Annotated in this window: 10 protein-coding genes; 8 read left to right on the forward strand and 2 right to left on the reverse strand. The window is 43.4% G+C overall.

The annotated features are described in order from the left end of the window. Positions 1-62: 62 nt before the first annotated feature. The 8 genes from rpoZ (at position 63) to parC (ending at position 8,856) form a co-directional block, all read left to right on the forward strand. Positions 63-437 carry a DNA-directed RNA polymerase subunit omega gene (rpoZ, locus tag ACN0QW_RS18345; RefSeq protein ID WP_299373725.1) on the forward strand — a complete coding sequence of 125 codons (375 nt, stop codon included), beginning with the start codon at positions 63-65 and terminating at the stop codon, positions 435-437. A 120-nt stretch (positions 438-557) separates the two neighbouring features. After that, positions 558-2,705, forward strand: coding sequence for a RelA/SpoT family protein (locus ACN0QW_RS18350; protein ID WP_417433574.1), 2,148 nt, complete (start codon positions 558-560; stop codon positions 2,703-2,705). Between the two features lie 43 nt (positions 2,706-2,748). Continuing rightward, positions 2,749-3,156 carry a holo-ACP synthase gene (gene acpS, locus ACN0QW_RS18355; protein ID WP_299373728.1) on the forward strand — a complete coding sequence of 136 codons (408 nt, stop codon included), beginning with the start codon at positions 2,749-2,751 and terminating at the stop codon, positions 3,154-3,156. Positions 3,157-3,221: 65 nt separating this feature from the next. Beyond that, the gene (gene lepB, locus ACN0QW_RS18360) at positions 3,222-4,001 is read left to right on the forward strand and encodes a signal peptidase I (RefSeq protein WP_417433576.1); all 780 of its coding nucleotides are present in this window, start codon (positions 3,222-3,224) and stop codon (positions 3,999-4,001) included. Beyond that, positions 3,988-4,704 (forward strand): ribonuclease III, encoded by a 717-nt coding sequence (gene rnc / locus ACN0QW_RS18365; RefSeq protein ID WP_417433578.1) that lies wholly within the window; start codon positions 3,988-3,990, stop codon positions 4,702-4,704. The genes lepB and rnc overlap by 14 nt, the downstream gene beginning before the upstream one ends. After that, on the forward strand, positions 4,704-5,654 hold the full coding sequence (gene era / locus ACN0QW_RS18370) for a GTPase Era (protein ID WP_417433580.1): 951 nt from the start codon (positions 4,704-4,706) through the stop codon (positions 5,652-5,654). Before rnc ends, era begins: the two co-directional genes overlap by 1 nt. Before the next feature lie 100 nt (positions 5,655-5,754). After that, positions 5,755-6,468, forward strand: coding sequence for a DNA repair protein RecO (recO, locus tag ACN0QW_RS18375; protein WP_417433582.1), 714 nt, complete (start codon positions 5,755-5,757; stop codon positions 6,466-6,468). Positions 6,469-6,603: 135 nt separating this feature from the next. After that, on the forward strand, positions 6,604-8,856 hold the full coding sequence (gene parC / locus ACN0QW_RS18380) for a DNA topoisomerase IV subunit A (protein ID WP_417433583.1): 2,253 nt from the start codon (positions 6,604-6,606) through the stop codon (positions 8,854-8,856). Positions 8,857-8,888: 32 nt separating this feature from the next. Here parC and ACN0QW_RS18385 read toward each other — a convergent pair whose 3' ends face one another. Further along, on the reverse strand, positions 8,889-10,115 hold the full coding sequence (locus tag ACN0QW_RS18385; protein WP_417433585.1) for a benzoate/H(+) symporter BenE family transporter: 1,227 nt from the start codon (positions 10,113-10,115) through the stop codon (positions 8,889-8,891). Between the two features lie 23 nt (positions 10,116-10,138). Further along, a complete protein-coding gene (locus ACN0QW_RS18390; protein WP_417433587.1) occupies positions 10,139-11,113 on the reverse strand; it encodes a bifunctional helix-turn-helix transcriptional regulator/GNAT family N-acetyltransferase in 975 nt (324 codons plus the stop codon). Positions 11,114-11,310 lie beyond the last annotated feature (197 nt).

Below are 11,310 nucleotides of genomic sequence, written 5' to 3' on the forward strand. Positions count from 1 at the left end.
ATATATTGCACCGATTCAATACCCTGTTGAAGGGTTAACTACGACTACTGGAGTTATCATCTATGGCACGCGTTACCGTCGAAGATTGTGTAGAAAAAGTTCCTAATCGCTTTGAACTTGTTATGCTTTCAGCCCAGCGCGCACGGGAAATCGTATCTGGCGCTCCACTTACTGTAGAGCGGGATAACGATAAAAACGCCGTTGTTTCTCTTCGCGAAATCGCTGAAGAGACTATCAGCCTTGATGCTGTGAAGGCTTCTTTGGTTCAAGGTCTTCAAAAACAAGCCGCATTTTCTGAAGTTGATGAAGATGAGCCTGAGTTTGATGCGATTGGCCCTGAAGCCCTTATCGCTGCTGATGCTGGCGAACAGTTTGCAAACGCTGATGGTATGTCTGTGGAAGATACACCAACCGAATTGGCTAAAGATTCTGAGTAACTAAACTCTGTTTAGCAAATAATTCTAAGAATATAGCCTTCCAGAGCTTGGCCTACGCCTTTTCAGGGCGTATCATTTTCTGGAAGGCTATATTTTTGTATAAGGGCTGTTTGATCCACCATGATCCGTCAGTTTGAGTTGGTTGAGCGCGTTAAGTCTTATGATCATGACGCAGATGAAGATGCTATAAACAGAGCATACGTTTTTGCGACCAAATATCATGGGTCTCAAAAACGGGCATCAGGAGATCCGTACTTTTCGCACCCTGTTGAGGTCGCGGGTATCCTTACTGATCTGAAATTGGATCATAATTCCATCATAACAGCCTTGCTGCACGATGTCGTCGAAGACACCGAAGCCAGTCTGGAAACTGTTGAAAAGGCTTTTGGCGCCCACATTGCCAGACTCGTTGATGGGGTCACAAAGCTTACCCGACTAGAGCTACAATCCGAAGAAAGTAAATACGCTGAAAACTTTCGTAAGCTTGTTCTGGCTATGTCTGATGACATCAGGGTGTTATTGGTAAAACTGGCGGACCGTTTGCATAATATGCAAACGCTTAAATACATCAAAAAAGAAGAAAAACGCCGCCGTATCGCCCGTGAAACTATGGATATCTATGCCCCCTTGGCCGAGCGTATCGGTATGCATAGATTTAAAGATAAACTAGAAGATCTTTCTTTTGCTGAACTTAATCCAGAAGCGCGTGAATCTATCGTTAAGCGTTTGGATTTCCTGAAAGGTGAGGATGATGATAACCTTGCCAAAAAGATCATTGATGAGCTGAACAAGGTAATTAAAGCTCAGGGAATTGAGGGTGAAGTTTTTGGTCGTCTCAAAGCGCCTTATTCTATTTGGAAGAAGATGCAGCGCAAAGCTGTCACCTTTGAGCAGCTTTCAGATATCATGGCATTCCGTCTTATCGTTAAAGATATGGCTAACTGCTATCAGGCTTTGGGGGTCATCCACGGTAGTTACCCTGTTGTTCCTGGCCGTTTTAAAGATTACATATCAACGCCAAAACCCAACGGTTACAAGTCGATCCACACCTGTGTGATTGGGCCTGAAAAACACAAAATTGAAATACAGATCCGCACGGCAGAAATGCATGATATTGCGGAAATGGGTGTCGCAGCTCACTGGTCTTACAAGCAGGGCGGAGAACACATGGAGGGGCGTCAATACCGCTGGCTTCGTGAACTCCTGGATATTTTGGATCACGCATCAAATCCAGAGGAGTTTCTGGAACATACCAAGATGGAAATGTTTCAGGATCAGGTTTTCTGCTTTACGCCGAAAGGGGCACTGCTTTCCTTACCGAGTGGTTCGACCCCAATTGATTTTGCTTATGCCGTACATACCGAGGTTGGAAATACCTGTGTCGGGGCCAAGGTTAATGGCCGAATGGTACCTTTTAGGTCCATTTTGCATAATGGTGATCAGGTCCAGATTTTAACATCCAAGAACCAGAAGCCATCACCGGATTGGGAAAAGTTTGTTGTTTCAGGTAAGGCCAAAGCCTGTATTCGCCGATACATAAGACTTCAGGAACGTGATCAGTACAACTCTCTCGGCCATCAAATGGTTCAGAAGGTCTTCCGTCAAGAAGGTTACGAGTTTACGGAAAAGGGCATTGAAGGCATTCTTGGCAAGTTCCATATGGATCAATCCGAAGATCTTTATGTCAGTGTCGGGCAAGGACATCACTCTGCCCGAGAAGTGCTTGTTGCGGTTTATCCCGGCGCCCGTGTTTTGCCGAAATCCCCAAGCCCAGGATCACAGCGTAAGAAGCAAAAGACATCAGGTTCCAAAGATAATGGACTCCCCATCAAGGGGCTTATTCCGGGAATGGCCGTACATTATGCCCGTTGCTGTCATCCGTTACCTGGCGATCGCATAGTTGGAATCGTTACGACTGGCAAAGGCGTTACAATCCATACAATTGATTGTGATAACTTGGTTAATTATCAAGACACACCAGAGAGATGGATTGATGTTTCTTGGGATTCCATGGAGGTTGAAGGCCCGCAACACACGGCCCGACTTAAACTGATTGTTGCCAATGAACCCGGTTGCCTTGGTGGTCTATCCGTTGTTATTGGAAAAAATCAAGGGAATATCAGCAACTTAAAGATCGTTCATCGTTCTATGGATTTCTTTGAAATGATGATCGACGTCGAAGTTACTGATGTTAAGCATCTGGCGGATATTACGGCTGCGCTTCGGGCTATGTCGGTTGTGAATTCAGTTGAAAGAGCCCGAAATTGACCTGCCTTTCTACGTATCATATCACTGAAACCCTGGGTTCACGATGATATTGGGCATTGGAAATGATCTTGTAGATATCAGGCGGATTGAAAAGTCTCTCGATAAATATGGGGATCGGTTTGTTAATCGGATTTTTACCGATGTAGAAAAGAAGAGGGCGGCATCTCGGCCAGATCCCGCAGCGACCTATGCAAAACGTTTTGCAGTAAAAGAAGCTTGTGCAAAAGCTCTTGGTACAGGTTTGTGGCGACAGGGCGTGCTCTTTACTGATATTGGTGTTACGAACAATTCCAGAGGTCAGCCAGCACTTGAACTCACTGGCGTGGCACGTGAACATTTAAATAATATTGTCCCACAGGGGATGACAGCACAACTACATGTGACTATATCTGACGATTACCCTCATGCGCAGGCTTTTGTAATTATCTCTGCTATTCCGGCGCATCGTTAAATCGGGACATAGTTAAATAATTAGGTAAAGTACTTATTTTACCGAAGTAATAATGGAATTAACAAATGACGACTGGGTCAGAAGACGTGGAAAAAACAAAAGAAGACGAAGGTGTTGTCAAAACAGTTGTTTACGCACTGTTAATCGCTTTGACGGTACGAACTTTTTTGTTTGAACCTTTTAATATTCCTTCAAGCTCAATGAAACCGACGCTCTTAATCGGTGACTATCTTTTTGTTTCTAAATTTTCCTACGGCGTCAGTAAGTATTCCTTCCCCTTTGGTGCAAAAATATTTGGTGATAGTTTCGAAGACCGCATTCTTGGCAGTGAGCCCGAGCGAGGCGATGTCATCGTTTTTCGGAAGCCAACAAACGTCAATATTGATTTTATTAAACGCCTTATTGGTTTGCCCGGTGACACAATTCAAGTGAAACAGGGACAACTCTATATTAATAATGAAGTTGTTCCACGAAAGCTTGTCAGAATTGGCGACGGTCGCGATGGAATTCCTCTTAAAGCTTATGAATATGAAGAAACGTTACCCAATGGTGTAAAGCATTTAATTTGGGAGAAAAGCGATACGGGATATTTAGATAACTTTGGGCCTTACCTTGTACCAAATGGATATTATTTCTTTATGGGGGATAATCGTGACAATAGTACGGATAGCCGAGTATTAAATGAGGTTGGCCCTGTACCATATGAAAACCTTATTGGCCGGGCAGACATGCTATTCTTCTCACACCGCGGTGATGATGGTGGCGAAGATTACGGCGATTGGTGGGAAGTTTGGAAATGGCCCTCAATGATCAGATTTGGACGCATCTTTAATGGCATCAACTGATGAAACCTTTATCCATAATCTTGCTGTGGTTACGGATAAACTAGGACATAACTTTAATCGACCAAATTTAGTCAAACAAGCCCTGACACATCCGAGTGCTTGTGGGCGTCATTTGATCGTCGCTGATAGCTATGAACGATTAGAGTTCCTGGGGGACCGAGTTCTGGGGCTTGTTATTGCAGATATGCTTTTGCGGAGTTTTCCAAAGGAAAGCGAAGGCTCTTTGGCAAAACGCTTTACCGCATTGGTTCGTAGAGAAGCCCTCGCGCTTGTTGCACAAAAGCTTGGCTTTGATAAGTTGATTGTCTTGGCAAAAGGCGAAGAAGAAAGTGGTGAACGGGAAAATCCGGCCCTTCAAGCGGATGTTTGTGAGGCTTTAATCGGTGCTCTGTATCTAGACGGGGGATATGCAGCGGCCCAGAGCTTTATTGAAAAGAACTGGAAACCACTTTTAAATCAGGATCTTTCCCCGCCACAAGATGCAAAATCAACCCTTCAGGAATGGGCCCAAGGCCGTGGGTTGCCGCTTCCAACCTACCAGGAAATTTCTCGTTCAGGGCCGCCACATGCGCCTCTTTTTAATATCCAAGTTTCCGTCAAAGGTCTTGATCCTGTTATTAAGCAAGGTAATTCCAAACGCAAAGGCGAGCAAGAAGCGGCAAACGAACTTCTACGACTTATCAGTGAAAATGGCATCTCATAATGAGTAACAATCAAGAAACACCTTCCGAAGTGAAAGATAGCTCTGACTTACCCTCTGATATGAGCTGTGGATTTATCGCGCTTATCGGGGCCCCTAACGCCGGAAAATCTACCCTGATGAACCGGATGGTCGGCGGAAAAGTCTCCATTGTGACCCACAAAGTCCAAACCACAAGGTCACAAATTCGCGGGATCGCGATGCATAAAAATGCGCAACTTATTTTTGTTGATACGCCTGGCATATTTGCACCGAAAAAACGCTTGGAACGTGCCATGGTATCATCAGCTTGGCAGGGCGCAGGGGACGCAGAAATTGTGGTTGTTCTGCACGATGCCTCTAAAAAGAAAATTGGCGAAGATACACGTGCTATTATCGCCGGGCTGGAAAAGCAGGAACGTAAAGCAATTTTGGCGCTGAATAAAATTGATTCCATAAGACCGGAAAAACTATTGGCTTTGGCGCAAGAGTTTATGGCCATGGGTGTTTTCTCGGAAATATTCATGATTTCTGCGCAAGAAGGTGATGGCGTAAACGACCTAATGGATCACCTTGCTAGCATTGTCCCCGAGGGTATGTGGTTGTATCCCGAGGATCAACTGTCAGATCACCCCATGAGATCTATTGCCGCAGAAATTACACGCGAAAAACTGTTTTTGAACCTTCATGATGAACTTCCTTATAATTTAACGGTCGAAACCGAGAATTGGGAAGAGTTTGACGATGGTAGCGTCAAGATATCCCAGACAATTTATGTTCAACGAGAACAACATAAAGCAATGTGTCTGGGCAAGGGCGGTCGAACAATAAAGTTGATCCGGTCCAAGTCCCAACATGATTTACAAGAAACAATAGGGCGAAAAGTACATCTCTTTCTTTATGTAAAGGTGCGTGAAAAGTGGGCTGATGACCCGGAAAGATATCGGGAAATGGGGTTGGATTTTAACAGTTAAAATCTAACAATATTTTTTTATGGTTCACTGTACTCTTTTCTAGATCTCTGATTTGAAAACGATTACAATGTTCACTTTCTGTTCTTTGGAAAGTTGGGTGATGATACATTGGGAAGACGAGGGGATACTTCTTTCTGCGCGGCCCTTTGGTGAAAATGATCTGGTTGCACAGGTCTTAACCCGTCAGCACGGACGCCATGCTGGCTTGGTAAGGGGCGGGCAAAGTATCAAAAAACGCTCAACATATGAGCCGGGAAACCGCCTGCATGTTCGGTGGGGTGGGCGTTTAGCTGAACATTTAGGACATTATGATGGCGAAGTTCTGGATAATATTTCTGGTCGTCTTTTTGATGAGCCTGGGCGTCTTGCTGCTTTGTTATCTGCTGCCGCAATCTGCGAGCAATCAGTTCCTGAACGCGAGGAAAATTCATCCTTTTATGAAGGTTTTCTCGTTCTTTTAGAACATCTCGAAAGTGATTTTTGGGGCGAGATTTACGTTCGCTGGGAACTGGCTCAGCTATCAGCATTGGGGTTTGGTATCGACCTTACTGCTTGTGCTGGTGGCGGTAATAATGATCAGCTTGCTTACATCAGTCCTAAATCCGGCCGAGCGGTATCTTTCGCAGCAGGAGAGCCATACAAAGATAAGCTTTTTCCGCTACCATTATTCTTACTAGGGCAAGGCGGCGGCGGGACGACCGAAATTTCTCAAGGGCTCAAAATTGCAGGGCATTTTTTAGAACGTCACCTGTTTCATCCCCACGATAAATCACTACCGTCGGTGCGTGATCGTCTAATTGAAAATTTTTTATAGCTTAGTTATTGTTTAAACTTACTATCTTTTCCCGTTAATTGATGATTTCTTTTTCTTAACAGCCCCTTATTCATTCAAACAAGTTGCTTCGATGGAACTGTTGGGTAAAATGACAGAAGAGTTTGTGAGGGGTATATGAGTAGTTCTTCAAATAGAGTTCCATCCCAAGAAATTCGGGATATTCGTTTCGTTGATGCACTTTCTGACCGTTATCTCAGTTATGCACTATCAACTATCATGTCCAGATCCTTACCGGATGTTCGCGATGGTTTAAAGCCTGTCCATCGACGTCTTCTCTATGCTATGCGACAACTAAAACTTGATCCCGGATCTGGTTTTAAAAAGTCAGCCCGTGTTGTCGGGGATGTCATGGGTAAATTCCACCCCCATGGTGATCAATCGATCTATGACGCCCTTGTCAGATTAGCGCAAGAATTTTCCTTGAGATTTCCTCTCATTGATGGTCAGGGTAACTTTGGTAATATTGACGGGGATAATGCCGCGGCAATGCGGTATACAGAAGCCCGCCTGACTGCTATTGCCGGCGAACTTCTTAAGGACATTGATCAAGATACTGTTGATATGCGTCCGACATACGACGGTGAATCTGATGAACCCTGCATTTTACCGTCTGCTTTTCCCAACCTGTTAGCAAACGGGGCACAGGGTATTGCCGTGGGTATGGCAACATCTATCCCTCCACATAATGTTGGTGAAATATGTGATGCGCTTCTATATATGATCAAGACCCCAAATGTTGGGTTTGATAAACTTATAGATTTTATCCCCGGGCCAGATTTCCCCACGGGTGGTGTTATGGTTGAAGGACGCGATGCCGTTCTGCAAGCCTACAGCACTGGGCGCGGTTCTTTTCGGGTTAGGGCCAAATGGGAAACCGAGGACCTGAAATCAGGACAGTATCAGATTATCATCACCGAAATCCCGTTTCAGGTTCAAAAGTCCAAACTTATCGAGAAGATTGCTGAGCTTATTAACAATAAAAAACTCTTTTTGCTCAACGATGTTCGCGATGAGTCCGCTGAAGATATTCGTGTCGTTCTTGAACCCAAAAGCCGTAATGTCGATCCTGTGGTCTTGATGGAATCTCTGTTTAAGTTGACTGAACTGGAAAGTCGGGCAAGTTTAAATATGAACGTTCTGGATGCAGATCAGGTTCCACGCGTGATGAATTTGCGTGAAGTCTTACAGGCATTCCTGGATCATCGACATGTTATTCTTGTCAGGGCAAGTAATTACCGTCTGGGTAAAATTGCAAACCGCCTTGAAATTCTTGAAGGTTATTTGATTGCTTATCTTAATCTGGATGAAGTTATCAAGATTATCCGAGAAGAAGATAAACCGAAACAAGCACTTATAAAACGCTTTTCGCTTTCTGAGATACAGGCTGAAGCTATTCTCAACATGCGTTTACGTGCCTTGAGAAAGCTTGAAGAAATTGCCATTAAGGGCGAACATGATGATCTGACAGCTGAAAAAGCTGATCTGGAAGATATTTTGGCAAGGGAAGAACGCCGATGGGAAATCGTTGGTAATCAAATTAAAGACTTGCGTAAAGCCTATGGTCAGAAAACAGAACTTGGTAAACGTCGTACCGAAGTTACGGACGCGCCAACGGATGTTATTGTACCGCTTGAAGCTGTAATTGAAAAAGAACCCTTGACGATCCTTTGCTCTGAAAAGGGATGGATCCGCGCGCTAAAAGGTCATCAAGACGACACAAGTGATGCCAAATACAAAGAGGGCGATACAGGACGTTTCTCTTTACTTGCACAAACAACTGACAAGCTCCTTGTTTTTGCGACTAACGGACGTTTCTATACATTAGGTGCTGACAAACTACCAGGTGGCCGTGGCTTTGGTGAACCCCTAAGTCTTATTCTGGATTTGCCGAATGATCAGGATATTGTCGATATTCTTGTTTATCGCCCAGGACAAAAGCTGTTACTGGCTTCTACAGATGGTAGAGGCTTCCAGATAAATGAAAGCGATGTCATTGCCCAAACCAGGACAGGCAAACAAGTTCTAAATGTGGCCGATGGGGCAAGCGCTTTCATCTGTTACCAAATTAGTGAGCACGATGACATGGTGGCCGTCATTGGCGAGAACAGGAAACTGTTGGTCTTCAAACTTGAAGAGCTACCAGAAATGGCAAGAGGTCGCGGTGTTATTCTCCAAAAATATAAAGACGGCGGTCTATCCGATATCAAAACCTTTAAAAATGGTTTGGAAAAAGGTGAGGGACTAACCTGGTGTGATACGTCAGGGCGTACATGGACACGTAATGAAATCATTGATTGGCATGGACGTAGGGCAAGTGCAGGACGTTTGCCGCCGACTGGCTTCCCAAGAACAAACAAATTTAATTAAATCATAAGGCGATATCATATGTTGATATCGCCTTATGATTTGTCGTTGTATTCTTGACTTAAAGCTACGTGATTCTTCCTTAGAGAAAATAGATGCGTTATATAAAGAATTAAACCGCCCGCCAATAGCCCCCAAAAAGCGCCAGAAATTCCAAAAAATGAAACACCAGAGGCAGTGATAAGAAAGGTAACAGCCGATGCTTCTCTGATATCTGGGGCATTAAATGCAGCCAGAGCAGCATTGGAAAAAGCACCGATCAAAGCAAGGCCGGCTACAGCCGCAATCAATATGCCGGGGGCAATAACAGCAAATGTTGTCACAAGCCCGGAAAGTAAGCCAAATACGATATAACCAAGACCACTTATAACCGCAGACCAATAACGTTTTGTCGGATCCGGATGAGCATCCTCGCTCGCACACATTGCTGCTGTAATAGCTGCCAGATTAACGGCATGCCCCCCGAAAAGCGCACTGATACCGGAAAATAATCCCGTAATCGCAATAAGAGGCCCTGAGTTTGGCTCATAGTTATGAATTTTTAAAACCGCAATACCAGGTACATTTTGCGAAGCCATTGTTACAATGAAAAGGGGAATGGTAATCCCGATTAAACCAGCCAAACTAAATTCAGGGAAGACCATTGTAAACGAAGGTACTATATTACTGAAAAGTTCGTTTTTATTGGCTGTCGTAAAATCGATACCAAAAACCATAATAAGAATTAAAGCGGTTAGGGCTGCTGGAACGGCAAGCAATTTATTTATACGGCCAGCTATGATCCAGGCTAACAATATACAAAGTCCGAATAATGGTTTTTCCGCAATTGCTTTGATAGGTGCCAAACATAAACCGAGCAAAATCCCAGCAAGCATTGCATTGGCAAGGGCAGAGGGGATCTTATTTACTGCTCTCCCCAGTGGTTTCCACAGCCCAGCAATCACAAATAAAATCGCACAAAGAATAAATGAGCCAGCCGCAATAGAAAAACCACCAGGCACAGTGCTTGTACTCGCCAATAACGCTGCACCGGGTGTCGACCAAGCGACGCTAATGGGAAGCTTACTGTATAGGCTAAGAACAATAGCACATGCCCCCATTGCGATAGATAAAATCATTAACGCAGTTGCTGCTTGTTCTTCCGAAGCCCCAACAGCTCTTATGCCCTGAAGAACAACAGCAAATGAGCTTGCAAACCCTACAAAAGCAACTAACAATCCCATAAATGTGCTTTGTAATGATAAGTCGCGTAACATATTCATTTTCTTTGCCTTTATAGATACGTTTAATTTTTTTTGCTATTTTTACGTATAAATTTTTGTTCCAAAACGGTTTTACCCCATTGATCTCCTGAATATTCACTGGCCAGAACAAATCCATTTTTTTCGTATAGATTGCGGGCAGCATCCAAGCCCTTAAAAGTCCAGAGATGTATTTCCTTAAAACCTCTTTCATCACAAAATTTCAAGGCATGGTTAAGCAGGGCTTTTCCCAAACCTTTTGGCCTTCCCTGACTTTCAACAATAAACCATCTTAGGTGAGCAATATTTTTGCCAAGATCTTGACCATCAATAGCAATAGATCCGATTATTTTGTTTTTATACGTGACTGACCATATCGCGTTCTCTTCACTCCCCAGTCGAGGAAAAAAATCACCAAGACCTTTTGTTACCGTAGCTTCAAAAGCGTCATCAAAATCAGCAAATTCAGAATAATAATGAGCATGCATTTCAATAATACGGCCAATCAACCCAGTTTTATAGCCTTGTGTAATCTCAACAGGGTATTCTTTTTGTAAGCCTGATTTCTGATCATTTTTTAAGCGGCAATTTTTTAGAGCATTACTATATTTATGTAATCCTTGTGCAATCTCAGCTGTACTCGATTGCGGTAATGTCGTGAGTGCAGCAACCACTTGTTGCTCTGCAAATTTCGTTATTTGTTGAACTGTATTTTTACCTTGGGGTGTAAGCTGTATAATTTTTTTTCTTATATCAGTTGAAGAAGGAGATTCATAAAGTTCTCCTCTCGTGATCAGATTTTTGATCAAGCGGCTGATTGTAGATTTTTCAAGCAGTAAAATATCAGACAGATCCCTTGCGTATATCGTATCTGCGTTTCCGATTTCGACAAGAGCATGAACTTGTGACGCGGTTAAGTCTGTTCCTGCGATTGTTTTATTCAAAAAACCAAGTTCACGGATAAGGTTTCGTGAATATTCGCGAATGTCTTGTATTATTTCCCAAGGTATATCTGTCATTATTCGATCCAATATGGTTGCTTTGTGCAACTATATACAGTTTCATCAAGAAAGGAATGAGTATTTTTTGGATATTATAGATAATAAAAAAATTATAGATAAAAATTTCGACTATAAAACAAAAAAAGCCGCTGAAGTTTCCTTCAGCGGCTTTTTTGATGGATCTTTGGGGTTTTGATTTATCCAAAGATGACTTT

Source organism: Kiloniella sp. (assembly GCF_048259265.1).
In the GTDB taxonomy this organism is placed as follows: domain Bacteria; phylum Pseudomonadota; class Alphaproteobacteria; order Kiloniellales; family Kiloniellaceae; genus Kiloniella.